Below are 23,271 nucleotides of genomic sequence, written 5' to 3' on the forward strand. Positions count from 1 at the left end.
GATAGGATGATCGAGCAACATCGTCGTCTCCAGGTTGAATGGATGCAACCTCAGTCTGGCCTCAGACTTGGTCGCTATCCACCCCCATGGAATCTTCGCTGCGCTCGCAACGACGGCGTAACTACCGCCACCTTCTATGCAGCCACAGCCATTGCTCCGGATGCTCGCGCACCCAGCTTTCCACCACGCTCGTGATCGCCTGGGTCGTGCCCTGGATGTCGATCTTGCCGTCAGCATCGCGCACCGGCTTGATCTCTTCGGTGAGCTCGCCGCGAAAGCGGCCGTCGGGCAGGCGGATGATGCGCACACCGTGGATCGGGCACTCGACCTGGCGCAAGAGGCGCGCCAGCATCGGGTTGGCGCGGGTCTTGCGGCCGAAGAAGGTGACCTCGACGCCGGCCGTCAGATACTGATCGATCAGCATCGCGACGTGCTTGCCGTCCTTGAGCGCCTGTGCGAGCCGCAGCGGCGCGTCCCGGCCCGCCGGGATCAACGTGCCCATGTTGACCTGGCGCATCTCCTGGATGATGCGGTCGGCGGAGGCGATGTTCGGTCGGCGATAGAGGATCGCGGTATCCAGCCCATGCGCGACGGCGGCGAGCGCCGGCAATTCCCAATTGGCCAGATGCGCGGCGAAGATCAGCGCCGGCTTGCCGTCGTCGCGGATCTGGTCGAACAGCTCGATGCTGCGCGGCGACAATTCGATCCGGCTCTTCTCGGGGTCATCGCGGTCGTAGTCCCAGACATGGTCGATATGGGCGAACTCGGCGCCGACGCGGCCGAGATTGTCCCAGACGCCCATCAGGATTTGTTCGATCTCCTCCGGCGACTTCTCCGGAAATGCCGCAGTGAGGTTGGCGCGGCCGATGCGATGCTCGCGCAGACGCGGGCCGATCAGCTTCACGACGCGCGCGAAAAAGTCCGAAGTCTTGACCGGATCGAAATAGCGCGTGGTGCGCAGCAAGCCGACCGTCGCGGCGCCGATCAAGCTGCCGCCGAGCGATTTGGCAGCCTCCCGCGCGCGGGCCTTCGTGCTCGCAGTCAGCAGTGCCATGCGTCCGGTCAGGCCGGTTCGCGGGTCAGGATCAGCGAGGCGTTCTGGCCACCGAAGCCGAACGAGTTCGACATTACCGCGGTGACGCGGGCATCGCGCGCCTTGTTGCCGACGACGTCGAACAGGATCGTCGGATCCGGGGTCTCGTAGTTGATCGTCGGCGGGATGCGCTGATGCTCGAGCGTGAGCAGCGAGAAGATCGCCTCGACCGCACCGGCGGCCGAGATGGTGTGGCCGACCATCGACTTATTGGAGGTGACCGGAATTTTCTGCGCGAGCTCGCCGAACACTGCCGACGTCGTGTTGAACTCCATCTTGTCGTTTTCGGGCGTCGCGGTACCGTGCGCGTTGATGTGGTCGATCTGGTCCGGCGTCATGCCGGCATCGGCCAGCGTCTTGTTCATGCAGCCGATAATCGGCTTGCCGTCGGGCGAGGAGCGGGTGCGATGGAAGGAATCGGTGAGCTCGCCGCAGCCGGCGATCACGCCGAGGATCTTTGCGCCGCGCGCGGTCGCCGCCTCGTAGCTTTCCAGCACGAGCGCGCCAGCGCCTTCGGCCATGACGAAGCCATCGCGGTTCTTGGAGAAGGGGCGGGAGGCCGCCTGCGGCGGTTCGTTCTGGGTCGAGAGCGCCGAGAGTAGCGAGAAGCGCACCAGCGCCTCCGGATTGACGGTACCGTCGGTCGCGACGCACAGCGCAGCGTCGGTCTCGCCACGCCGGATCGCCTCGACGCCCAGCTGGATCGAGGTCGCGCCCGAGGCGCAGGCCGTCGACAGCGAGATCGGCGAGCCCTTGGTGCCGAAAGTCTCGGCGAGATGCGCGGCGACCGAGCCGAACATGAAGCGGTGATGATAGTCGCTGTACTTGCCGCCGCCGGAGATGCGCAGGAGGTCGTCGTAGTTGAACTCGGTCTTGCCGACGGCGCGGCCAAGCTCGCGCCGCTGCGGCCATTCGACCTCGACTGGCGCGACCGCGAGGAAGAGGGGGCCAGGGAAATCCGCCTTGGCGCCGATGCCGGCCTGCTCGAGCGCTTCCTCCGTCACCAGCTCCGCCATCCGCTCGGAGAGGCCGGTGGAGGAGAACGGATCGACACTGACGAAATCCACCGTACCAGCCATCGTGGTCTTCAGGCCGTCGACCGGAAAACGCGTGATGGTGCGGATGCCGGATTCGCCGGCGACCAGCTTCGCCCAATTGTCGGCCTTGCCGGCGCCGAGCGAGGTCATGATGCCCATGCCGGTGACGACGACGACGGGACGGCCGAATTTGTCGCGTGGTGCAGTCATCTCGACCCCCTGAGCTAGCTCACTGCCTCGACCAGCGCCATGCCTTCGCCGCGCCAGTGCCCAGCCCCTACCACCACGATCTGGGTGGGCGCGCCCTGCATTTCAATCTCAGTCCCCGTGGAATCATTCGGCGGGAACAATGCACCGCGCGAGATCGACAGTGCGGCGAGGGCAATTCCGAGCGGGAATTGCGTTTCCATGGTGTGGCCGAACATGGTGCCGGTCGAGCGCACCGGCAGATCCGCGTGGCTCCTCAGGAAGCTGCGCTCTTCCGAGGTCGCGGGCTCGGCGCCGGTCGCGCCTGATATGATCGCGGCCTTGCCCTCGCGCTTGGGCAGCTTTTCCCAAAGCTTCTCCAGCGTCGAGGCCATGTCGCCAGGCTGCTTGCGGCGGGCAAGGTCGGCGACGACGCTGGTGAGCTTGGCGAACGGCTTTGCGCCGCGCGCCTCTGCATGCGCCTTCGACTCCAGCACCAGGAAGGCGCCCGCCGAACCGAGCGCGAAGCCGGGATGGTCCTTGCGCGCCCACACCGGAGCGAACTTGTCCTTCAGGTTGAAGTCACCGAATTCGTAGAGGACCATCAGGTCCTTGCGTTCGCCATTGTGCGAGCCACCGACCAGCGCAATGTCGCTCTCACCCGAGGCGATGCGCGCGAGCGCAATGCGGGCCGCGTCCGCGCCCGCGACCTCTTCGCCCATGAAGGTGCGCGAGGTGCCGCCGAGACCATGGACGATGGCGATGTTGCCGGCGAGCAGGTTGGAGAGCTGGGCCAGGAACAACGTCGGCCGCAGGTCGCTCATCAGCCGTTCGTTGAGGAAGCCGGGGGCGTTGGCACCCTTGGCCTCGGCCGTGAGCACGCCGGTGTCGACGTTGAGATCGCGCTCGCCGCCGCCTGCGGCCACCACCATGTCAATCTTCGACAGGATGTCCTTGTTGCCCTTGATCCCGGCGGAATCGAGCGCCAGGCCCGCGGCATAGGTGCCAATACGCTGCCAGGCTTCCATCTGGCGCTGGTCGCCCTTCTTCGGAATCTGGCTGTCGAAAGAGACCGGCATCAAGGGATGCACGATGTAGGGCGCAAAGCCCTTCTCGTCGACATTGATGCGCTTCTCCTGGAGCGCGGCCCAGTTGGCGTCGAGCCCCTCGCCGAGCGAGGTGGCAAGTCCAATGCCGGTGATCCAGACTTCCGTCTGGGCGGGCTTCGTCGCGAAAGTGTCGATCATGGCGAAACGGCCTGTTGCGGAAAGCCGACGCGTTTGGCGATTGCGTCCATGTGTCCGCGCATATCCGCATTGGGAAAGGGAATCTGCGTGAAGGTGAGCGTCGAATTCGCGCGCAGCTTGCCGCCGACCCGGATCTTGGCTTCGGTGACCGCGTAACCCGAGCCCTGATGGGACAGGGTCGCCTCGATGCTCATGACGTCACCGGGGTAGACCGAGCCGCGGACCTTGGCCTCCTTCACGGCAGCGAGGATCGGCATGCGCTCGAACTTCAGCACACCGAGCTGAAGCCAGCCCGAAGCCTGCGCCATCGATTCGATCAGGAGCACGCCGGGCATCAGCGGATAGCCGGGGAAGTGTCCCTCGAAAATGGTGCTTGCGTTCGGAACCTGGGCCTCGACGACAATCGTCTTCTCGTCGACGTTCAGGTCGACGATCCGATCGATCATGTGGAAGTATTCGAGTTGCATGGCCGCGCGCTTAGGCGCCCGCGCCCTTGGCCGCGACGAGCTCGTCGATGCGCGCGCACAGGTTCTTCAGCACGAAATACTGCTCCGTGGTCGCCTTGCCGTCGTTGACCTCCTGGGTCCACTTTTCAAGTGGCAGCTTGATGCCGAACTGCTTGTCGATCGCGAACGCGATATCAAGAAAATCGAGGCTGTCGATGCCGAGATCATCGATGGCATGGCTATCCGGCGTGATCGTGTCGCGCGGGATGTCGCAGGTTTCAGCGATGATCGTGGCGACCTGATCGAATGTGGAAGACATCACTAAGCCTTTGATATATTGCAGGTATTTGTCAGATTTCCAGAGTGGCACGGTGGGCGGGCATCGCGCCCCTGATGACGCCCTCAAACCCCCCTCTGGCCGGGTCGAAAGCCCGTATATCGGAGCGCCGCCCTGAGTTCAATGGAGCCTGCCAGGCGCGGAGACAGGGCTGGGGATGCCCGCCACGGGTCGTCCAGCGAGGGACCGCCGGCAGGGCGAGCCTAGATGTGCGGCGTCGTGATCTTGACGCAGTCGCGGCGACCCATCAGGACGCAATCCTGAGTCCGGCGCAGGTCGGCAATACTCACGGCGAGCCAAATCCCGATCGCGGTCAGCGCGATGGTGAAGGCGAGCGCCGCGATATTGGCGAGCATGCGGTGGCGGAAATCGTCCGGTCCGGTGCGGGGCTGCTCGTAGCGCGACAGGTCGAGCGGCTCCGGCGCCGCGCGCAATGATTGCACGGTGCCGTTGCCCCGGCGAACCATGGCGGAAGGCGAGGTGCGCGGCCTGAATTGGAGCACCCGGTGCTCGTCATCAGAGCTTATGGGCCGCTGGCTTTTCATAGGGCAGGGGATCACTCCGAAGCAGCGATTTTTAGATAGCATACGTGATGACCGCGTTGCAGAAAATCTTCTCAACTCGGAGCTGCATTTCCTATTCGCACTATTTTGCATCGCGTGCCGTCAATCGTCACCAACCGGCTGCGACGCGGTCAGGAATATGCGGTTGCGTTGCCATATTGGCGGGGAACTCACGCCTGCGTTCCGTCCACATGGGCTTGTCATCTGCGCGTGCAGCCCGACGCATTTTGCCGTCACTGGGGTCATGGCATAGTCCAGGGAACTTGTTTCCGCCAATTGCAACCAATGAGGGACCGTTCGAAATGACGAATACGCGTGAGCCGAGAGTGCACCCGGTTCCCATCCTGTCGCTGCGGCCGACGCAGATGACGGTCGGCATGCGCGAGGTCAAGGAGAAGCGCAAGCGCTGGCGCGAGCACGACAAGAAGAAGCAGGCCGACCTACTCGGCAAGCACATGATTCCCGTCGTCTACGGCCCGGACCAGCGCTATTACGTGATCGATCATCATCATCTCGGCCGCGCATTGCACGACGAGGGCATCAAGGAGGTGCTGGTCACCATCGTCGGCGACCTCAGAATGGTCGAGCGCGAGGCCTTCTGGGGCGTCCTGGACAACAAGCGCTGGGTCTATCCCTACGACGCCAAGGGCGAAAGGCGGCCGTTCCGGGACCTGCCGAAATCGGTGGCCGACCTCAAGGACGACCCGTTCCGCAGCCTCGCCGGCGAGCTCCGCCGCATCGGCGGCTTCGCCAAGGATACGACGCCATTCTCCGAATTCCTGTGGGCCGACTATCTGCGCCGAAAACTCTCGCGCAAGCTGGTCGATGCCGATTTCGACAAGGCGCTCGAGAAGGCGATGTCCTCGGCTAGAAGTAAGGATGCGATCTATCTGCCCGGCTGGTGCGGGCCGGCGGACGATGATTAGGGGCGCATGGATACGGCACCGCAATCCGACCTCATCACAGCCTCTTGAGCGAAATCATTTTCCGCCCCGCATGAAGCGGCCCTGAAACAGAGCCGTCCCATCCTTTGGGGCAATCGGGCTCACACGGGAGGCAAGAATGCGCGGTCTGGTTTTCGCTGTTGCCCTGCTTGCCCTTGCGTCAGCAGGGGTTTCGGCCTCGTTTGCGGCGGTTCACCATGCCAAGACATTGACGTTTGCCGAGCGCTTTGCTCCGGCACTCGAGTTGATGACAAAGCGCTAGCGGCATAGCGCTTCGTAGCCGCACGCAATGCATGACCGCGACCCTGCTCGCACGGAACCGCTGGACCCTGCGGCGGAAGAGGTGAGCGCGGCGAGCGCAAGGCGAGCCGAAAGCGCCTAAACGCTGCGTTCAGGCTTCTGCTCGGAGGCCGTTTCATGCAGCTCCTCCTGGCCACCGAGCATCCGGTGCAGCCAGCGCTCGACGCGGCGGCCGACCGTCAGCAGAACGAAGGCGAACGCCAGCGCGGCTGCGACGATCTTCCATTGTCCGGTGCCGCAGACGATGCCGAGACAGGCGGCGAGGAACGTGCAGGCCGCGCTGGTCAGACCGCTCACGCGAAAACCTTTGCTCTCGTGGACAATGACGCCGGCACCGAGGAAACCGATTCCGGTCAGGATGCCCTGGATCACCCGGCTCGCCGCATCGGTGATTCTGCCGGGCTCGGCGAACTCGACCGCAAGCAGCACGACGGCCGCGGTGGAGAGCCCGACGATGCCGAGCGTCTTCAGTCCGATCGGCTTACCTTGCAGATCGCGGTTCAGGCCGATTGCTCCGCCTGCAAGCGTGGCGCTGCCGAGACGCAGCACGATTTCGGGCCAGTCGAGCTCGGTCATTGCCTGTCGATCACTTCTTCGGCAGCCGTCCCATCAGATAGAACTCCTCGTTTGGCCGCATGCCCGTGAAATTCGCCAGCCGATTCGAAAGTGCGAAGAAGGCGGAGATCGCGGCGATGTCCCAGATGTCGTCGTCGCTGAAGCCGTGCGGCGCGAGTGCTGCGAAATCGTCCTCTGAAATCCGCTGCGCCTCGGCCGAGACCTTCATCGCGAAGTCGAGCATCGCCTTCTGCCGCGGCGTGATATCGGCCTTGCGGTAATTAATCGCGATCTGGTCGGCGATGAGCGGATTCTTGGCCCGAATGCGCAGGATCGCGCCATGCGCGATCACGCAATATTGGCACTGGTTGGCCGCCGAGGTCGCGACCACGATCATCTCGCGCTCGGCCGTGGTGAGGCCGCCGTCCTTCTCCATCAGTGCATCATGATAGGCGAAGAAGGCGCGAAACTCGTCGGGACGATACGCCAGCGTCAAGAACACGTTCGGCACGAAGCCGCTCTTCTCCTGCACGGCGAGGAGCCGCGTGCGGATGTCGTCCGGCAGCGTGTCGAAGGCGGGGGCGGGGAAGCGTTGCGCGGGCTTTGTCATTTGCATGGACTCCGGCTCAGGGCCGGCAAACATAGTCGATGCGGGCGGCCGTCTCAACGTGCTGCATACTCCGTAGGGCGTGCCCGAACGCAGCGCAGCGCTTGTCCAGCGGTGTCCTGCAGAGCCGGGGCCCATCTTTCCGAGAGTGCGGTGCGTGTGGCGTGGGTCTCGGCCTTGCGCAGCAGCGTTGCACGCCGTAGCGCGTCCGGGACACGCGCGGCCTTACCTCAACGGCTTCTTCAGCAGCGAGAAGCGGTCGGGATCGAGGCCCATCGACGGTTGCAGCATCGGCGCTTCGAGGCTGGACATCGTCTTGGCGGGAGGGGCCGAGAACAGTGGATCGTTTGGCACGTCGCGCTGCGAGGTGGCGCCGCGCCAGCGTTCGAGCACGGCGCTGACGAAATGCATGTCGTGACCGGAGGTGACCGAGGGCACGCTGCTGATGGTGGCTTCGCCGCGGGGCAATTGATGCGGCGGCACCTCCTTGAAGCGCAGCCGCGTCGGCAGGGCGACGCCCTCCCCGAACGCCAGCACCTCGCGGGTGCCGAGCGAGGGCACGAAGGACAACAGGTTGGCGGCCGCGTCCGACACGGCGGCGCGGAGCAGCGCCTGGTCGCGCTCGTTGGCGAGACGCATCGTGAACAGCGTGTTGCACTGGGAGATGATGGTGGCGTCGAGCTCGGCCGGGCGCTGGGTGATAAGGCCAAGATAGACGCCGTATTTGCGGCCCTCTTTGGCGATGCGCGACACCGCCTTGCGAGTTGGCCCGAAGCCGATGTTGCGGTCGGCGGAGGCGTAGCGATGCGCCTCCTCGCACACGAACAGCAGCGGCGAGACGCCGTCGCTCCACAGGCCGAAGTCGAAAGCCATGCGGCAGAGCACCGAGACGACGGAATCAATGACCTCGGCCGGGAAGCCGGCGAGTTGCATCACCGTCATCGGTTTGCCGTTGGCCGGCAGGCGGAACAAATGGCTGATCACCTCGGCCATGGTGTCGCCGCCGACATTGGCGTTGTCGAACATGAAGGCGTAGCGCGGGTCGTTGCGGACGGCCTCGATGCGCGAGATCAGTTTGTGATAGATGATGCGCGACGAGCGGTTCTCGAGCTTGCCCATGCGCTCGTCGATCAGCGATATCAAGTCGACCAGGCGATACGGCACCGGCGTGTCCGCGGTGTAGCCGACCTGCTTGGGATCGATGCGTTTGAGACCGATGCGGTCGGCGTTCTGGTACTGGGTATAGACGCCCTTGGCGATCGGGATCACCTCAGCGAGAATGTCGAGCTCCTCGGGCACGCCCGCGCGGCCGCCGAACAGCACGTCGACGATTTCCTCGAAGTTGAACAGCCAGAACGGCAGCTTTAGATTTCGCGGATTGAGCACCAGCGCGCGATCGCCGAAGCAGCGGCCATATTCGTTGTGCACGTCGAGCAGGAAGATGCGCAGGTTCGGACGCGCCTTCAGGATCTCGTTCAGCAGGAGCGAGACGCCGGTCGATTTGCCGACGCCGGTCGATCCCAGCACCGCGAAGTGCTTGGATAGCATTTCCTCGACGTCGACATAGGCGACGACCGAGCGGTCCTGCTGGAGGAAGCCGACGTTGATCTGGTCCGACCCGGTCGGCGCGTAGATCGTGCGCAACTCCTGGCTCGTGATCAGGTCGACGGCATCGCCGATGGTCGGATAATTGGTCACGCCTCGCTGGAATTTCGGCTTGTCGGTGGCGTTGAGGATCTCACCAAGCAGGTCGACCGAGGCAATCGCAATGTAATTGTCGCTAGCCGACAGGTTTTCGCAGGAGACCTCGGTAATCATTGCGACGATAACCGAGTTTGCGCAGCGGATACTGACGAAGCGGCCGACGGTCGCCCGAACCTCCGAGACCGGCATCCGGCTTTCCGCCAAAAGCCCGACCCGGGCGAGCGATCCGCGAACCGAAATCACGCGTCCAAAGGATGTCACGATGAATGAACCTGGCAAGAGCAACGGGTTTGGTCCGGACTATGCGCAGCCGTCGCTGCACAAACGGTTAAGCCGCAGGCGCGGCTGCTCCGTTAAATCCGCGGCAATCTGGCCGGAAGGTGGTTCCTAATCCGTACTGAGAGCAGAAATGGCAGAAAAAAGGGAGAGCCGAAGCCAGTTAAGGAAGATTTTACCATTCGAGGCAGGCAAGGTTCCGTCGTTCGGGAATAATTGTTCCCGGGAGCGGCGCCCTTCCATTCGGGCGCTTGATTTGTTGACGAGACCTAATGATTTGTACATTGGTACAAATGAACTGGCGGCGTCAGTGTTCGGCCGTGGCGTGGGCGCATCGCAGTCTCACGCCGGATTGCAGGACTCGGTCCTGCGGATCGTAGCCAACGCTTGACCGCCAGGTTTGGAGGAAAGCATGCAGCCCGAACCGATCCTCGATCTCGCCCATCTCGGCCACATGGAGCTCTTGACGCCCAAGCCAGATGAAAGCCTGAAGTTCTTCGTCGATGTCATGGGCATGACCGTGAGCGGGCAGAACGGCGAGTCGGTCTACTTACGCGGCTGGGACGATTACGAGCGCTATTCGCTTAAGCTCACGGCCTCGAAGACCTCGGGCATGGAGCACATGGCGTTGCGCGCGCGCAGTCAGCAGGCCTTGGAACGCCGCGTCGCCGCGCTGAAAGGCTCCGGCTTTGATATTGGCTGGATCGACGGCGATATGGGGCAGGGGCCGACCTTCCGCTGCCGTGACCCTGATGGACACATCGTCGAACTCTATTACGAGACCGAATGGTATCAGGCGCCGCCGGAGCTGAAGCCCGCGCTGAAGAACCAGGCCCAGCGCTTTCCGGCGCGCGGCGTCAACGTGCGCCGGCTCGACCATCTCAACTGCCTCGCCGTCGACATCAAGGCCAACCGCGAGTTCTTCGAGAACTATCTCGGCTGCCGTCTCACCGAGCAGATCGTGCTGAACGACGGACGTGAAGCCGCGATGTGGCTGACGATGTCGAACAAGAGCTACGACTTCGCCTATTCGCTCGACCATTCAGGCACGCCCGGCCGCTTCCATCACGTCACCTACGCGCTCGACAGCCGCGAGGAGATTTTGCGCGCTGCAGACATTTTCCTGGAGAACGGCGTGCACATCGAGACCGGCCCGCACAAGCACGCGATCCAGCAGACCTTCTTTCTCTACGTCTATGAGCCCGGCGGCAACCGCGTCGAGGTCGCCAACGCCGGCGCGCGTCTCATCCTCGCGCCGGACTGGAAGCCGATCGTGTGGACCGAGGAGGAGCGCAAGAAGGGCCAGGCCTGGGGCCTGAAGACGATCGAGTCGTTCCACACGCATGGCACGCCGCCAGTGGAGATCAAGAAGCACGCTTAGTTTGCGGATGCGCGTGCGCGCGCGATCGTCTCGCGCACGCCGGTCCAGGCCGGCTTGTCCGGTGCGAACTGCTTGCGCAGGAAAGTGACGAGCTCCTCGACCTGCGCGTCGCTCATGCTGCCCTTGAAGGCGGGCATGTAACCGAGATCGCTCGACACCGGCTCGGCAATGCCGTGCAGGATCACCTGCACGAGATTGTCCGAGGTCGCGCTGTGCAGATTGCTGTTGAGCGCGAGCGAGGGCCTAGTGCCGAACAGAGGCAGGCCGCCGATCTCGTGGCAGACCGCGCAGGCGCCGAGATAGAGCCGCGCGCCGTTGGACGCAGCGACGGTGACTTGCGTCGCGTTCTCGAGTTTCGTTGCGAGCGCGTCTTGCATTTGTCCGTCGCTCGCCGTGTCATTGAACGAGTTGAGATAGACCGCCATTGCGCGGATGTCCTGATCGGACAGGACCTTGAGGTCCCGGACGATCGGCGCCATCGGGCCGGCCGCGACGCCATGATAGCGCGAATGACCGGTGCGCAAGTACGCGAAGAGTTCGTCCTCGCTCCACGGAATAGGTGCGCGGGAGAGCGAGGTCAGGGCCGGCGCCTCCCAGCCCTCGGCAAAGCCTCCGGCGAGATAGGCCTGGCGCTGCTCGGCACCGAGTGCATTGCGCGGCGAATGGCAGGCGCTGCAATGGCCGAGACTCTCGACGAGATAGGCGCCGCGATTCCAAAGCTCCGACTTTGCGCGATCGGGCTTGAATTCATCCGCCTGATGAAACAGCGCGTTCCATCCCGCAAGCAGTGGCCGAAGATTGAAGGGGAAGGCGAGCGCGTTCGCAGGCTGCGTCGCGCGTACCGCGGGCTGTGCCATCAGGTAGGCATAGAGAGCCTGAAGGTCGGCCTCGCTGGTCTTCGAAAAATGCGTGTAGGGGAAGGCAGGATAGAGCTGCCGTCCGTCGCGATGCACCCCGTCGCGCATCGCGCGCTCGAAGGCGCGGTAGGACCAGGCGCCGATGCCGGTCTCGACATCGGGCGTGATGTTGGTCGAGTAGATCGTGCCGAACGGCGTTTCCAGCGCTCGGCCGCCGGCATTGAGCGCGCCTCGAACCGTGGTATGGCACTCCGCGCAATTGCCGAGCGCCGCGAGCTGCTGGCCGCGGGCAATCGTTGCTGCGGAATAGACCGACGCGTCGGGCCGCGCGATGGGCGCGATCGCGCGCGCCGGGAGTAGCGCTGCGCCGACTCCGATTGCGGCGGTGCAGACGGCCGCGATCGTCGCAAAGATACCGGCGCGTTTGGCGAACGGATTCTCCCAGATGCGGGATGGCGGCGGGGTGGCGGGAGCGGCCAGGGCCTGCGGCGTGGCCGCCGCATCGCCGTGTAATCCCCTGAGAATGCGTTCGGGCGTGAATGGCGGCTCGCGAAAGCGCACGCCGGTGGCATCGAAAATCGCGTTGGCGATCGCCGCCGCGCTCGGTACCGAAGCGGACTCGCCGACGCCGAGGGGCGGCTGGTCCTGACGCGGCAGCATCAAAACGTCGATCTTGGGCACCTCGGGGAAGAGAATGATCGGATAGGCGCCCCACTCGCGCGCCGCCACCGCGCCGCGCTCGAATGAAACCTCCTCCATCAGCGCGCGGCTGGTGGACTGGATGACGTTGCCGTGGATCTGGTGGCGCACGCCGTCCGGATTGATCATCAGCCCGGAATCCTGTCCGGCGACGACGCGCGTGACGCTGACATCGCCGGTCGTCTTGTTCACCGCGACGTCGGCGATCCAGGCCGACCACGCCGCGCCATAGCCGGGGAACTTGCTGTGGATATAGAGCGCATAAGCAAAGCCGCGCCCGTGCACGATCTCACCGTGTTTCTCCTCGCGCACCGGTCGCGGCATCCAGCCTGCGCGCTCGGCGACCGCATTGACGAGGTCAACGGCGCGCCGATCCTTCAGGTAGCGCAGCCGGTACTCGATCGGATCGACGCCGACCTCTGTTGCGGCCTCATCGATATAGGACTCATGAGCAAAGGTGTTCGGCAGCGCCGAGACGCCGCGAAACCAGGACGCGCGCACCATCGGCGGCATGTCATGGGCGATGACGCGCATGTGGTCGTAATCGTAAGGCGGAATAGCAGTGCGGTCGCCCATCTGGAGCACGGCGGGCTCGGGCGAGATCCGCCCGGTCAGCAGCAGCGCCAGCGTCGGCGCTGCGTTCGAGGGGTAGCGCGTGGCGAGGTCGTAGGCAGCGATGCCGCCGCCGGCGTCGAGGCCGCCATTGACGTCGATGAGCTGCGCGGTGCCCTTTGGTTCCCAGGCGTGCTCCTGCTCGCGCGTCAACTGCACGCGCACGGGCCGGCCGACCGCGCGCGACAGCAGTAGGGCGTCCGCCGTGACGTCATCGGCGCAGTTGCGGCCATAGCAGCCGGCGGCTTCCAGCCGGATCACCTCGATCTCGCTCTCCGGACGCTCGATCAGCAGCGCCAGATCGCTGCGCAGCACGTGCGGGTTCTGCGTGCCGGACCAGACGCGGATGTTGCCGTCCTGGAAGTCGGCGACCGCGCAGGACGGGCCGATCGAGGCGTGCATCTGATAGGGCCAGACATAAGTGCGCTGCATCGGCTTGGCCGCGCCCGATATCGCCGCGTCGACGTCGCCCTTGTCGATCAGCGTGCGCGGCGTCGATGGATTGGCGCGCAGCGCGCTCTCGACATCAGCGAGATCGGTCAGCGCGGGTGTCGGCTTCCAGGTCACCTTGAGCTGCTCTGCCGCTCGGATCGCATTCTCCTCGCGCTCGGCGACCACGCCGACGAAATCGCCGATGCGCACGACGGCAACCAATCCGGGAATGTCGCGCACCGACGCCTCGTCGACGGCGATCAGGCTGGTGCCGACGAACGGACCGGCATCGACGCCGGCATAGGGCGGACGCACCACGCGGCCGTGCAGCATGCCGGGCACGCGGATGTCGTGCACGAAAGTTAGCTCGCCCGTGGCCTTGGCCGGCAGGTCGACCCGCGGTACCGACTGGCCGACGATGGCATAATCGCCAACCGCCTTCACGACGACGTCATCGGCAAGCTCCAGGCTGATCGTCTCGCCGCCGATCAGTTCGCCATAGCTGACGCAGCGATTGTCGGGCCCGCGAACGAGACCGTCGTCGATCTTAAGCTCGGCCGCCGGCAGTTCGAGCCGCTCGGCTGCGCGTGCGATCAAGAAGTGCCGCGCCTGGGCCGCGGCCTTGCGCAAGGGCACAGCCGTGATCTGAATCGTCTCGCTCGCGATCGTCGCGCCCTGGTTCGGCACCAGTGCGGTATCGCCGAGCACGATGACGACGCGCGCAAAGGACACGTCCAACTCTTCGGCGATGATCTGGCCGAGCGCCGTGCGGATGCCGGTGCCGAGATCGACATGGCCGTTATAGGCTGTGACCGAACCGTCCGCGGTGATGCGGACATAGGTCTCGGTTGTGACCTCGTCCACGGTGCGCAAGACGACGAGCGAACCGGATGGCCGCTCAGCTCCGTTCGAATGGGAGGAGACCATCAATCAGCGGCCTCGGTGAGCTGGCCGGAGGCGCGCATCACCGCGCGCAGGATTTCGACATGCGTGCCGCAGCGGCAGAGATTGTAGCGCAGTGCCGCCAGCGCTTGCTGTTCGGTCGGCCGCGGATTGACCGCGAGCAGCGCCTTGGTGGTCATGATCATGCCGTTGAGGCAGTAGCCGCATTGCGCGGCCTGCTCGTCGATGAAGGCCTGCTGCACGATGTCCGGCTTGTCGCGCGTGCCCAAGCCTTCGAGCGTCACGATGTCGCGGCCATCGCAGCCACTCACGGGAATCACGCAGGAGCGTGCCGCGGCCCCGTCGATCAGGACAGTACAGGTGCCGCATTCACCGAGGCCGCAGCCATATTTCGGCCCATTGAGCGCGAGGTCGTTGCGCAGCACGTAGAGCAGCGGCGTGTCTCGAGCCGCAGTGACCTCGTGGATCCTGCCGTTCACGGTGAGGCGGATCGGTGTCTGCATCATCCTCGTTCCCAAGCCCTGTAAACACGCGATTTGTAAGTCGCGACGATACCGTTTGTACACAAACGTGCAAGCCGTCATGCCGCACTGCAGCGCGAATGCCTCCTTTGTGGACAGGGCGGATAGGCATATGAGCTTTTATGCGGCAGGTGCACCTTTTGCGCCGCACCGCCGCTTGACAGCCATCGGGACCGCGCGCAACATCGTTCGTATACGAATGATAACCGCGGTGTCTGCTGGCTCTGACATGGTGATGGAAACGACGAGCGCTGCCATCGACAAGATACGCTGCGATGCCTGTCCGGTGATGTGTTACATCAAGCCGGGTGCGGCGGGAGCTTGCGACCGCTACGCTAACCACGACGGCAAGCTCGTTCGCGTCGATCCGCACGTGATCCTGGAGCGCACCGTCTCGCATGGCGGCAAGCTGGTGCCGTTCAGCCGGACCGAAGACTGGGACGGCAAGATCGTCCACGAGCCTTCAACTTTTGTGACGGCGATCGGCGCGGGCACGACCTATCCCGACTACAAGCCGGCGCCATTCATCGTCTCCGCGGAGGTCGATGGCGTCGACATGGTGACTGTGGTCACCGAGGGCATCTTCTCCTATTGCGGCGTCAAGGTGAAGATCGACACCGATCGCTATCTCGGGCCGGAGACCGCGACCGTTCGCGCGCAAGGCGAGGCGGTGGGCCACGTCACCACCAGCGAATACGGCTCGCAGATGCTCTCGCTCGGCGGCGTGCATCATCTCACTGGCGGCTCCAAGAAAGAGGGACGCGTCACCTGCGACACGCTGATGGATCTCGCCAATTGCAAGGCGGTCGAGCTCACCATCGACGGCGGCGCGACCGTGGTGGTGCAGGCCGGCCAGCCGCCGATCGTCAACGGCGTGAAGGAAGAGCGCATGCGGGTCGGCTGCGGCTCGGCGACGATCGGCATGTTCGCCAAGCAATGGCATGGCAAGGTCGATGAGGTCGTCGTGGTCGATGACCACATCACCGGCGTGCTGTCGGAACATCAGGCCGGCAAGCTGCTCGACATCGTCGATACCGGCATCAAGATGAAGGGCCGGCGTTCGACGCCCGGCCGCTATTTCCAGGTCGCCGAGCCCGGCACCGGCTGGGGGGGCACCAACATCTCGGATCCGCTCTCGATTCTCGGGCCCTTTGATGCCAAGGAAGCCAAGCCCGGTCTGACCATGCTGATGGTCTCCACCACGGGCGAGCATTCGTCCTATTATGTCCTCGACGAGGCTTTGAAGCCGGTCGAGACCGAGATGCCTGATGACCTGAAGTTTTCGGTCGAGCGCATCCAGGAGAATTGCGAGCCGGCGCTCTGCACGGTGCTGTTCATGGCGGGTGCCGGCGGCTCGTTGCGCGCCGGCGTCACCGACAATCCGGTGCGGCTGACGCGCTCGGTTAAGGACGCACTGACGCGCGTCACCAGCGGCGGCGCGCCGGTCTATGTCTGGCCCGGCGGAGGCATCACCTATATGGTCGACGTGACGCAGATGCCCGCGGGCGCATTTGGCTACGTGCCGACGCCGGCGCTGGTCGCGCCAATCGAGTTCACCATGAGGCTGTCGGACTATGCCGCGCTCGGCGGTCACATGGATCATGTGAAGCCGCTTTCCGAAGTGCAGAGCGGTGACGACGTCCGTCAATTGCCCTGGCAGAACCCGATCCCGGGACGGCGGGCATGACACGGCGCGCGCAAATCGCATTGCTGTCTGACGGCCGACGGCTGCATTTGCAGGATGGACCGATTGATTTGATCGTGGAGGCGAGAGGGCCTGCGGACGAGGTGCGCGCGGCCTATGAGGCTGCAGCGCGGCGGTTCACCGGATTGTTGGATGAGCTCTGCGCGGAACTGCCGGAGCTGCGGACGGCCGCTGAGGAGCGCACTTCGCTGAAGGGCGTGGTCGCGCGGCGGATGCATGCCGCTGTCTCGCCCTATGCGGCTGATTGCTTCATCACGCCGATGGCCGCCGTTGCTGGCAGCGGGGCGGAGGAGATCCTTGGCGCAATGCTCGGAGCCGCGACACTCAATCAAGCCTACGTCAACAATGGCGGCGACCTCGCGCTTCATCTGGGCGAAGGCGAGCATTTCTCTGTCGGTCTGATTGATCGGCCTGATGGCTCCGGCGTAATGCGGACCATGAGGGTCGATTCGACCGACCCTGTACGCGGAATCGCGACCAGTGGACGCCACGGTCGTAGTTTTTCGCTCGGTATCGCCGACGCGGTGACGGTGTTGGCTGCAACGGCATCGCAGGCCGATGCGGCGGCCACGATCATCGCCAACGCGGTGGATCTGCCGGGACATCCGGCCATCATCCGCAAGCCCGCCAACGAGCTTCAGCCTGACAGCGATCTCGGGGCCCGTCTTGTCACCCGCGAGGTCGGCAAGTTGTCGCACAATGAGATCGCGGCCGCGCTGGAATCTGGCGCGGAATGTGCACGGCATTTATTCGATCGCGAATTGATCGAGGGTGCCGTATTGCAGCTTTGTGGTGATATGCTTGTCATCGGACCAAAAGATATCGAACGGCAACGATCGCGCCCGCCTATGCTGGAGACTGCGGTTCATGCCTGAACAGGGAAGCGATTTGAGGAAACAATCATGAACGCGATCATCCGCAAGATCGTCACCGTCCTCGAAGAGACCCAGATGGAGATGGGACGTCAGGTGTCGCCGCCGACGCGGCGCGCCGCGGCGATCGCCGTGATCGAGAATCCCTTTGCGGGGAAATATGTTGAAGACCTTTCGCCGCTCATCGCGATTGGCGAGGAGCTGGGCGAGCTGCTGTCGAAGCGCGCGGTGGCGGCGCTCGGGATCGATGGCGCAAAGGTGCAGAGCTACGGCAAGGCCGCCGCGGTCGGCGAGAACGGCGAGCTGGAGCACGCCGCCGCTATCCTTCATCCGAAGATGGGTGCGCCGGTGCGAAAAGTGCTGGGCAAGGGCGCGGCGCTGATCCCGTCGTCGAAGAAACGCAGCGGCCCGGGCACGACGCTCGATATTCCTCTGGGGCACAAGGACGCGGCCTTCGTACGCAGCCATTTCGACGGCATGGAGGTACAAATCAACGATGCACCGCGCGCCAACGAAATCATGGTCGCAGTTGCCGTCACCGACAGCGGCCGTCCGCTGCCGCGCGTCGGCGGGCTGACGGTTGCGGAGATCAAGGGCGAAGACGGTTTGAGATAGCGCGTCCGGAGAACCGGGCACGGGTTCTCCGATCAGATCGTTTGCGAAAGACAGAGAAGTTCAAAACTGGAGGTTGGGATGCGAGCAAGAAACGTTTTTGTCGGCGCGGCCTTCGCGCTTCTGGCCGACGGCATGGCCCATTCGGCCCTGGCGCAGGACATCAAGATCGGCGAGATCAACAGCTATTCGCTGTTGCCGGCCTTCACCGAGCCCTATCGCAAGGGATGGCAGCTCGCCACCGAGGAGATCAACGCGGCCGGTGGCATCAACGGCAAGAAGCTCGTCGTCATCTCGAAGGACGATGGCGGCAAGCCGGCGGATGCGCAGACCGCTGCCAATGAGCTCGTCTCCAGCGAGGGCGTTGCGATGCTCGCGGGCACGTTCCTGTCGAACATCGGCCTCGCCGTCAGCGACTTCGCCAACCAGAAGAAGGTGTTCTTCCTCGCGGCCGAGCCGCTGACCGACGCGATCACCTGGTCGAAGGGTAACAAATACACCTTCCGCCTGCGTCCCTCCAACTACATGCAGGCGGCGATGCTAGTGGAGGCAGCCAGCAAGCTGCCGGCGAAACGCTGGGCGACGATCGCGCCGAACTACGAATACGGCCAATCGGCGGTCGCGGTGTTCAAGAAGCTGATGTCGGAGAAGCGCCCGGACATCCAGTGGGTCGACGAGCAGTGGCCGCCGCAGGGCAAGATCGACGCAGGTCCGGTGGTGCAGGCGGTTGCCGCCGCCAACCCGGAAGCCATCCTCAACGTCACCTTCGGCGCCGACCTCGTCAAGCTCGTGCGCGAAGGCAACACCCGCGGCCTGTTCAAGGGGCGTGAGGTCGTCTCCTTCCTGACCGGCGAACCGGAATATCTCGATCCGCTCAAGGACGAGACCCCGGAGGGTTGGATCGTCACCGGCTATCCCTGGTACTCGATCAAGACGCCGGAGCACGACGCCTTCCTGAAGGCCTACCAGGCCAAGTACAACGACTATCCGCGCCTCGGCTCGATCGTCGGCTATCAGACCATCAAGTCGGCAGCGGCAATCCTGGCGAAGGCGGGCTCGACCGATCCGGAGAAGCTGATCGCCGCGGCCGAAGGCCTGTCGATGCCATCGCCTTTCGGCGAAATCACCTTCCGCAAGATCGACCATCAGTCGACGCTCGGTGCCTATGTCGGCAAGACCGCGCTGAAGGATGGGAAGGGTGTGATGGTGGATTCGTCCTACAAGAAGGGCGCGGACTATCTGCCCAGCGATGCGGAGGTCGAGAAGCTGCGGCCGAAGGATTGATTATCTTTCCCCTCCCTCTCCCCACTCTTCGTGGGGAGAGGTGACTTCAACCTCAACCCGGACCGCCGATGGCCTTTTACGTCGTACAGTTTCTGACCGGTCTTGCCAGCGCAGCGTCGCTGTTCCTGGTGGCCTCGGGCCTGTCGATCATCTTCGGCGTGACGCGGATCGTGAATTTCGCGCATGGCGCCTTCTACATGATCGGCGCCTATATCGCCTTCACTTTGACCGAGCGCCTCTCCGGCGCCTTCGGCTTCTGGGGCAGCATCGTGCTGGCCGCGCTCGCGGTGGCGCTGATCGGCGTCCTTGTCGAGATGGTGCTGCTCCGGCGCATCTATCATGCGCCCGAATTGTTCCAACTGCTCGCGACCTTTGGCCTGACCTTGATGGTCGAAGACCTCGTGGTGCTGATCTGGGGACCTGACGACCTCGTCGGCCGCCGCGCGCCGGGCTTCAAGGGGGCCATCGATTTCTTCGGCCAGAACGTTCCGAGCTATGACCTATTCCTGATCGTGCTCGGACCCGTCGTGCTCGGCATTCTCTGGCTGCTGTTTCAGCGCACGCGCTGGGGCGTGCTGGTGCGCGCCGCAACGCAGGACCGCGACATGGTCGCCGCGCTCGGCGTCAATCAAAAGTGGCTGTTCACCTCCGTGTTCGCGGTCGGCGTCTTCCTCGCCGCTCTCGGCGGCGCGCTTCAGATCCCGCGCGATGCCGTGCATCACGCCATGGATCTCCGGATCATCGTCGAGGTCTTCGTCGTGGTTGTGATCGGCGGCCTTGGCAGTATCGTCGGCGCGTTCGTGGCGGCGGTGCTGGTGTCCGAGCTCAACGCCTTCGGCATCCTGATCTTTCCGAAGATCTCCATCATCCTGGTTTTCCTGGTGATGGCAGTGGTGCTGATCGTGCGGCCCTGGGGCCTGTTCGGCAGGCCCGAGGCGGCTGCGCGCAAGACGCCGGGCCTCACCGTCAGTCCTTGGCGCCCGCTGACGCCGAATGAGCGGCTGGCTGCGCTTGCCGCGCTCGTCATCGCAGCGACGCTGCCGCTGTTCGCCGGCAATTACGCGCTGACGGTCGGCTCGGAGATCGCGATCTTCGTCATCTTTGCCGTCAGCCTGCATTTCCTGATGTCGGTCGGCGGGCTCGCATCGTTCGGCCATGCCGCCTATTTCGGGCTTGGCGCCTATGGCATTGCCTTCCTCGCCAAGATGGCGGGGCTGCCGATGATCGTGTGCCTGTTGCTCGGCCCGCTGCTCGGCTGCCTGGGCGCGGCCGTGTTCGGCTTCTTCGCGGTGCAGCTCTCCGGCGTTTATTTCGCGATGCTGACGCTCGCCTTCGCGCAGATCGTGTGGTCGATCGCATTCCAGTGGGTGGACGTGACAGGCGGTGACAACGGCATTCTCGGCCTCTGGCCGTCGAGCTGGGCCGCGAGCCCACCGCATTTCTACTGGCTCGCGCTCGGCGTCGCGGCGCTCGTCACGATCGCGCTTCGAGCCATGGTGTTCTCACCGTTCGGCTATGCGCTCCGGGCAACGCGTGACTCGGCGCTGCGCAGCGAAGCGATCGGCATCGACGCGAAGCGCATCCGGTGGACGGCCTTCGTCATCGCAGGGACCACCGCTGGCATCGGCGGCGCGCTGTTCGCCTACCTCAAGGGCAGCGTCTTCCCCGACAATCTCGGCATTTCGCTGTCGGTCGATGCGCTGGTCATGGTGCTGCTCGGCGGCGTCGAGACGGTGTCGGGCGCGGTGATCGGCGCCATCGTCTACAAGGCTTTGAATATCTGGCTGATCAGCCAGACCGACTTGTCGAAGCTTGTGCTCGGCGGCTTCATCATGCTGATCGTCGTCGTCTTCCCCAAGGGCATCGTTGGCGTGCTCGAGATGCTGGCGCAGCGTCGTAAGAAAGCATCGCCGCCGGGATCTCCCTTGCTTGCCAAGCCGATCGAGTCCGCCGAATGAGCGTCGCACCCCCACTTCTCGCGGTCGAAGGCCTGACCAAATCCTATGGCGGCATTCATGCCGTGCGCGCCGTGTCGTTCTCGTTGCGTGCAGGCGAGATTCTGGCGCTGATCGGCCCGAACGGCGCCGGCAAGAGCACCTGCTTCGACATGCTCAACGGCCAGAACAAGCCGGACTCCGGGCATGTCCGCCTGCTAGGTGAAGAGATCACCGGCAGGAAGCCGCGCGAGGTTTGGCGGCTCGGCGTCGGGCGCACGTTCCAGATCACCGCGACCTTCGCCACCATGAGCGTGCGCGAGAACGTGCAGGTCGCGTTGATATCGCACGGAAAGCAGTTGTTCAATCTGTTCGGCTCGGCGCCGAAGTTCGACCGCGGCGAAGCCGGTCGGCTGCTCGAGCTGGTCGGCATGGGCGGCTACGCCGATCGCCCCTGCGGCGAGCTCGCCTATGGCGACCTCAAGCGTCTCGAGCTTGCGGTGGCGCTCGCCAACCAGCCAAAGCTGCTCTTGATGGACGAGCCGACCGCGGGCATGGCGCCGCGCGAGCGCGTCGACCTGATGCGGCTCACAGCGCAGATAGCGCGCGAAAAGTCGATCGGCGTGCTCTTCACCGAGCACGACATGGATGTCGTATTCGAACATGCCGACCGCATCATCGTGCTCAACCGCGGCGCGCTGATCGCCGAAGGCTCGCCGGCCGAAGTGCGCGGCAATCCGCAGGTGCACGCGGTCTATCTCGGCGAAGGCCTCGTCTATGATGCCCGCCATCGCGAGGGAGCCTCGGCATGAAGCTGACGGTCGAAGCGCTCAACAGCCATTATGGCCCGGCGCATATCCTGTTCGACATCGGCTTCGAGGTCGGTGAGGGCGAGGTCGTTGCGCTGCTCGGGCGCAACGGCGCGGGCAAGTCGACGACGTTCCGCTCCATCGTCGGCCTCGTCGCGCAGCGAACCGGCCGCATCATGTTCGAGGGCAAGGATGTCTCGGTGCGTCCGACGCACGAGATCGTCCGCGAGGGCCTCGGCTATGTGCCGGAGGAGCGGCGCATCTTCACAGATCTGACCGTTGAGGAAAATCTCGAGGTCGGCCGCCAGCCCAAGCGTCCGAACGCGCCGCACTGGACGCGCGAAAAACTGTTCGCGCTGTTTCCAAACCTGGGCGAGATGAAGAATCGCCCCGGCGGGCGCATGAGCGGCGGCGAGCAGCAGATGCTCACCATTGCGCGCACGCTGATGGGCAATCCGTCGTTGGTGCTGCTGGACGAGCCTTCGGAGGGACTGTCGCCGAAGATCGTGGAGCAGATGGTCGATGCCATGCTGACCATGAAGACGGAGGGCGTCAGCATCGTCGTCTCCGAGCAGAATCTGCATTTCGCGCGGCTGATTTCCGATCGCGCCTACATCATCGAGCGCGGCCGCATCTGCTTCGGCGGCAGCATGGCCGAACTCGACGCGCGTCCGGACATCCGCGACGCGCATCTGTCGTTGTGAGGCAAGGGGAAGGGCTGCGAACGGATGGCGAGAAGCGTTACGGCGAAGAAGAGCGTCAAACCGGCAAAACCGCCTTACGTGCTCGACGAGCAAGTCGGCTTCATCCTGCGCCAGGTCTGGCAACGCCACAGCTCAATCTTCTCGCGCGATATCGGCACCAATTTGACGCCGACGCAATGGGCGGCGCTGTCGAAGCTCGCCGAGACCGGGCCGTGCTCGCAGAACCAGCTCGGACGTCTCACGGCGATGGACGTCGCGACCATCAAGGGCGTGATCGACCGCCTCACGGCGCGCGGCTTGACCGAGACGAGCCAGGATCCGGAAGACGGACGGCGCTTGCTGGTCAGCCTGACGCGCGCGGGTCAGCAGCTTGCGGAGAGGCTGGCGCCAAACGCGCTCGCGATCACCCGCGAGACGCTCGCGCCGCTGGATGCAAAAGAGCGCGAAACGCTGATGGCGCTATTGAACAAGCTCAGGTGAAGGTGCCGTAGCAACCATTAAGTGACGGCAGTTTTTTGCTCCGCCCGGATGGTCTGCGCCTGCCATGATGACGCCGTGCTCGCGTCCGTCAAGGCGTGGCCTGGCAACAGACCACGTGAGGTTCGAGCGAGCGACGGCCATCCTTGACGGACGCTGCGCGCGACGTCATGA

22 protein-coding genes are annotated in these 23,271 nt (G+C 64.4%); 11 read left to right on the forward strand and 11 right to left on the reverse strand.

Translation table 11 applies throughout. The features are described 5' to 3' along the window. Positions 1-121 precede the first annotated feature (121 nt). From IVA87_RS03955 to IVA87_RS03980, 6 genes are all read right to left on the reverse strand, one after another. Positions 122-1,054, reverse strand: coding sequence for a lipid A biosynthesis lauroyl acyltransferase (locus tag IVA87_RS03955; protein ID WP_247295671.1), 933 nt, complete (start codon positions 1,052-1,054; stop codon positions 122-124). A gap of 8 nt (positions 1,055-1,062) precedes the next feature. Further along, positions 1,063-2,340, reverse strand: a complete 1,278-nt coding sequence (locus IVA87_RS03960) for a beta-ketoacyl-ACP synthase (RefSeq protein ID WP_247332801.1) — start codon at positions 2,338-2,340, stop codon at positions 1,063-1,065. A gap of 14 nt (positions 2,341-2,354) precedes the next feature. Continuing rightward, positions 2,355-3,563 carry a beta-ketoacyl-ACP synthase gene (locus tag IVA87_RS03965; protein WP_247295667.1) on the reverse strand — a complete coding sequence of 403 codons (1,209 nt, stop codon included), beginning with the start codon at positions 3,561-3,563 and terminating at the stop codon, positions 2,355-2,357. Beyond that, a complete protein-coding gene (locus IVA87_RS03970) occupies positions 3,560-4,030 on the reverse strand; it encodes a 3-hydroxyacyl-ACP dehydratase FabZ family protein (protein ID WP_247276836.1) in 471 nt (156 codons plus the stop codon). The genes IVA87_RS03965 and IVA87_RS03970 overlap by 4 nt, the downstream gene beginning before the upstream one ends. Before the next feature lie 10 nt (positions 4,031-4,040). Beyond that, entirely contained in the window at positions 4,041-4,328 is a 288-nt protein-coding gene (locus IVA87_RS03975; RefSeq protein WP_094974763.1) for an acyl carrier protein, read from the reverse strand. Between the two features lie 221 nt (positions 4,329-4,549). After that, the gene (locus IVA87_RS03980) at positions 4,550-4,891 is read right to left on the reverse strand and encodes a hypothetical protein (RefSeq protein ID WP_247295665.1); all 342 of its coding nucleotides are present in this window, start codon (positions 4,889-4,891) and stop codon (positions 4,550-4,552) included. Positions 4,892-5,211: 320 nt separating this feature from the next. On the opposite strand from IVA87_RS03980, the gene IVA87_RS03985 reads away from it, so the two are divergent. Both IVA87_RS03985 and IVA87_RS03990 read left to right on the forward strand, forming a co-directional pair. Further along, positions 5,212-5,835, forward strand: a complete 624-nt coding sequence (locus IVA87_RS03985; RefSeq protein ID WP_247332802.1) for a ParB-like protein — start codon at positions 5,212-5,214, stop codon at positions 5,833-5,835. A 136-nt stretch (positions 5,836-5,971) separates the two neighbouring features. Continuing rightward, positions 5,972-6,115 carry a hypothetical protein gene (locus IVA87_RS03990; RefSeq protein WP_247332803.1) on the forward strand — a complete coding sequence of 48 codons (144 nt, stop codon included), beginning with the start codon at positions 5,972-5,974 and terminating at the stop codon, positions 6,113-6,115. Positions 6,116-6,231: 116 nt separating this feature from the next. Here IVA87_RS03990 and IVA87_RS03995 read toward each other — a convergent pair whose 3' ends face one another. The 3 genes from IVA87_RS03995 to IVA87_RS04005 form a co-directional block, all read right to left on the reverse strand. Next, a complete protein-coding gene (locus tag IVA87_RS03995) occupies positions 6,232-6,729 on the reverse strand; it encodes an MgtC/SapB family protein (protein ID WP_247295659.1) in 498 nt (165 codons plus the stop codon). Between the two features lie 10 nt (positions 6,730-6,739). Next, the gene (locus IVA87_RS04000) at positions 6,740-7,318 is read right to left on the reverse strand and encodes a peroxidase-related enzyme (RefSeq protein ID WP_247295656.1); all 579 of its coding nucleotides are present in this window, start codon (positions 7,316-7,318) and stop codon (positions 6,740-6,742) included. Between the two features lie 222 nt (positions 7,319-7,540). Next, positions 7,541-9,280 carry a DUF87 domain-containing protein gene (locus tag IVA87_RS04005; protein WP_247295654.1) on the reverse strand — a complete coding sequence of 580 codons (1,740 nt, stop codon included), beginning with the start codon at positions 9,278-9,280 and terminating at the stop codon, positions 7,541-7,543. Positions 9,281-9,707: 427 nt separating this feature from the next. Here IVA87_RS04005 and IVA87_RS04010 point away from each other — a divergent pair, with 427 nt between their 5' ends. Beyond that, the gene (locus tag IVA87_RS04010) at positions 9,708-10,676 is read left to right on the forward strand and encodes a catechol 2,3-dioxygenase (protein ID WP_247276843.1); all 969 of its coding nucleotides are present in this window, start codon (positions 9,708-9,710) and stop codon (positions 10,674-10,676) included. On the opposite strand, the gene IVA87_RS04015 is transcribed toward IVA87_RS04010, so the two are convergent. After that, positions 10,673-14,203: a molybdopterin cofactor-binding domain-containing protein gene (locus tag IVA87_RS04015; protein ID WP_247332807.1), complete on the reverse strand. Its 3,531-nt coding sequence runs from the start codon at positions 14,201-14,203 to the stop codon at positions 10,673-10,675. The genes IVA87_RS04010 and IVA87_RS04015 overlap by 4 nt on opposite strands. Beyond that, positions 14,203-14,685 carry a (2Fe-2S)-binding protein gene (locus tag IVA87_RS04020; protein WP_247276844.1) on the reverse strand — a complete coding sequence of 161 codons (483 nt, stop codon included), beginning with the start codon at positions 14,683-14,685 and terminating at the stop codon, positions 14,203-14,205. The genes IVA87_RS04015 and IVA87_RS04020 overlap by 1 nt, the downstream gene beginning before the upstream one ends. Before the next feature lie 244 nt (positions 14,686-14,929). Between IVA87_RS04020 and IVA87_RS04025 the strand changes: the two genes are divergently transcribed. The 8 genes from IVA87_RS04025 to IVA87_RS04060 all read left to right on the forward strand — a co-directional run bounded on the left by IVA87_RS04025 (position 14,930) and on the right by IVA87_RS04060 (position 23,100). Beyond that, positions 14,930-16,387, forward strand: coding sequence for a 6-hydroxynicotinate reductase (locus IVA87_RS04025; RefSeq protein ID WP_247332808.1), 1,458 nt, complete (start codon positions 14,930-14,932; stop codon positions 16,385-16,387). Next, positions 16,384-17,280, forward strand: a complete 897-nt coding sequence (locus IVA87_RS04030) for a UPF0280 family protein (RefSeq protein ID WP_247295652.1) — start codon at positions 16,384-16,386, stop codon at positions 17,278-17,280. Before IVA87_RS04025 ends, IVA87_RS04030 begins: the two co-directional genes overlap by 4 nt. Before the next feature lie 27 nt (positions 17,281-17,307). Beyond that, positions 17,308-17,892 (forward strand): amino acid synthesis family protein, encoded by a 585-nt coding sequence (locus tag IVA87_RS04035; protein ID WP_247295650.1) that lies wholly within the window; start codon positions 17,308-17,310, stop codon positions 17,890-17,892. A 78-nt stretch (positions 17,893-17,970) separates the two neighbouring features. Continuing rightward, complete coding sequence (locus IVA87_RS04040) at positions 17,971-19,173, forward strand: ABC transporter substrate-binding protein (RefSeq protein WP_247295648.1); 1,203 nt, start codon at positions 17,971-17,973, stop codon at positions 19,171-19,173. A gap of 68 nt (positions 19,174-19,241) precedes the next feature. Then, complete coding sequence (locus IVA87_RS04045; protein WP_247332804.1) at positions 19,242-21,131, forward strand: ABC transporter permease; 1,890 nt, start codon at positions 19,242-19,244, stop codon at positions 21,129-21,131. After that, a complete protein-coding gene (locus IVA87_RS04050) occupies positions 21,128-21,919 on the forward strand; it encodes an ABC transporter ATP-binding protein (protein WP_247332805.1) in 792 nt (263 codons plus the stop codon). Before IVA87_RS04045 ends, IVA87_RS04050 begins: the two co-directional genes overlap by 4 nt. Beyond that, on the forward strand, positions 21,916-22,620 hold the full coding sequence (locus tag IVA87_RS04055; RefSeq protein ID WP_247332806.1) for an ABC transporter ATP-binding protein: 705 nt from the start codon (positions 21,916-21,918) through the stop codon (positions 22,618-22,620). Before IVA87_RS04050 ends, IVA87_RS04055 begins: the two co-directional genes overlap by 4 nt. 24 nt (positions 22,621-22,644) lie before the next feature. Then, positions 22,645-23,100, forward strand: coding sequence for a MarR family transcriptional regulator (locus tag IVA87_RS04060; protein WP_247276851.1), 456 nt, complete (start codon positions 22,645-22,647; stop codon positions 23,098-23,100). Positions 23,101-23,271 lie beyond the last annotated feature (171 nt).

It is taken from the genome of Bradyrhizobium sp. 147 (assembly GCF_023073935.1).
Taxonomy (GTDB): domain Bacteria; phylum Pseudomonadota; class Alphaproteobacteria; order Rhizobiales; family Xanthobacteraceae; genus Bradyrhizobium.

What these genes read in the sequence shown, in the direction of transcription:
- IVA87_RS03955 (WP_247295671.1), bottom strand. Translation starts at nt 1,054, where the DNA reads ATGGCACTGCTGACTGCGAGCACGAAGGCCCGCGCGCGGGAGGCTGCC.
- IVA87_RS03960 (WP_247332801.1), bottom strand. Translation starts at nt 2,340, where the DNA reads ATGACTGCACCACGCGACAAATTCGGCCGTCCCGTCGTCGTCGTCACC.
- IVA87_RS03965 (WP_247295667.1), bottom strand. Translation starts at nt 3,563, where the DNA reads ATGATCGACACTTTCGCGACGAAGCCCGCCCAGACGGAAGTCTGGATC.
- IVA87_RS03970 (WP_247276836.1), bottom strand. Translation starts at nt 4,030, where the DNA reads ATGCAACTCGAATACTTCCACATGATCGATCGGATCGTCGACCTGAAC.
- IVA87_RS03975 (WP_094974763.1), bottom strand. Translation starts at nt 4,328, where the DNA reads ATGTCTTCCACATTCGATCAGGTCGCCACGATCATCGCTGAAACCTGC.
- IVA87_RS03980 (WP_247295665.1), bottom strand. Translation starts at nt 4,891, where the DNA reads ATGAAAAGCCAGCGGCCCATAAGCTCTGATGACGAGCACCGGGTGCTC.
- IVA87_RS03985 (WP_247332802.1), top strand. Translation starts at nt 5,212, where the DNA reads ATGACGAATACGCGTGAGCCGAGAGTGCACCCGGTTCCCATCCTGTCG.
- IVA87_RS03990 (WP_247332803.1), top strand. Translation starts at nt 5,972, where the DNA reads ATGCGCGGTCTGGTTTTCGCTGTTGCCCTGCTTGCCCTTGCGTCAGCA.
- IVA87_RS03995 (WP_247295659.1), bottom strand. Translation starts at nt 6,729, where the DNA reads ATGACCGAGCTCGACTGGCCCGAAATCGTGCTGCGTCTCGGCAGCGCC.
- IVA87_RS04000 (WP_247295656.1), bottom strand. Translation starts at nt 7,318, where the DNA reads ATGACAAAGCCCGCGCAACGCTTCCCCGCCCCCGCCTTCGACACGCTG.
- IVA87_RS04010 (WP_247276843.1), top strand. Translation starts at nt 9,708, where the DNA reads ATGCAGCCCGAACCGATCCTCGATCTCGCCCATCTCGGCCACATGGAG.
- IVA87_RS04015 (WP_247332807.1), bottom strand. Translation starts at nt 14,203, where the DNA reads ATGGTCTCCTCCCATTCGAACGGAGCTGAGCGGCCATCCGGTTCGCTC.
- IVA87_RS04020 (WP_247276844.1), bottom strand. Translation starts at nt 14,685, where the DNA reads ATGATGCAGACACCGATCCGCCTCACCGTGAACGGCAGGATCCACGAG.
- IVA87_RS04025 (WP_247332808.1), top strand. Translation starts at nt 14,930, where the DNA reads ATGGTGATGGAAACGACGAGCGCTGCCATCGACAAGATACGCTGCGAT.
- IVA87_RS04030 (WP_247295652.1), top strand. Translation starts at nt 16,384, where the DNA reads ATGACACGGCGCGCGCAAATCGCATTGCTGTCTGACGGCCGACGGCTG.
- IVA87_RS04035 (WP_247295650.1), top strand. Translation starts at nt 17,308, where the DNA reads ATGAACGCGATCATCCGCAAGATCGTCACCGTCCTCGAAGAGACCCAG.
- IVA87_RS04040 (WP_247295648.1), top strand. Translation starts at nt 17,971, where the DNA reads ATGCGAGCAAGAAACGTTTTTGTCGGCGCGGCCTTCGCGCTTCTGGCC.
- IVA87_RS04045 (WP_247332804.1), top strand. Translation starts at nt 19,242, where the DNA reads ATGGCCTTTTACGTCGTACAGTTTCTGACCGGTCTTGCCAGCGCAGCG.
- IVA87_RS04050 (WP_247332805.1), top strand. Translation starts at nt 21,128, where the DNA reads ATGAGCGTCGCACCCCCACTTCTCGCGGTCGAAGGCCTGACCAAATCC.
- IVA87_RS04055 (WP_247332806.1), top strand. Translation starts at nt 21,916, where the DNA reads ATGAAGCTGACGGTCGAAGCGCTCAACAGCCATTATGGCCCGGCGCAT.
- IVA87_RS04060 (WP_247276851.1), top strand. Translation starts at nt 22,645, where the DNA reads ATGGCGAGAAGCGTTACGGCGAAGAAGAGCGTCAAACCGGCAAAACCG.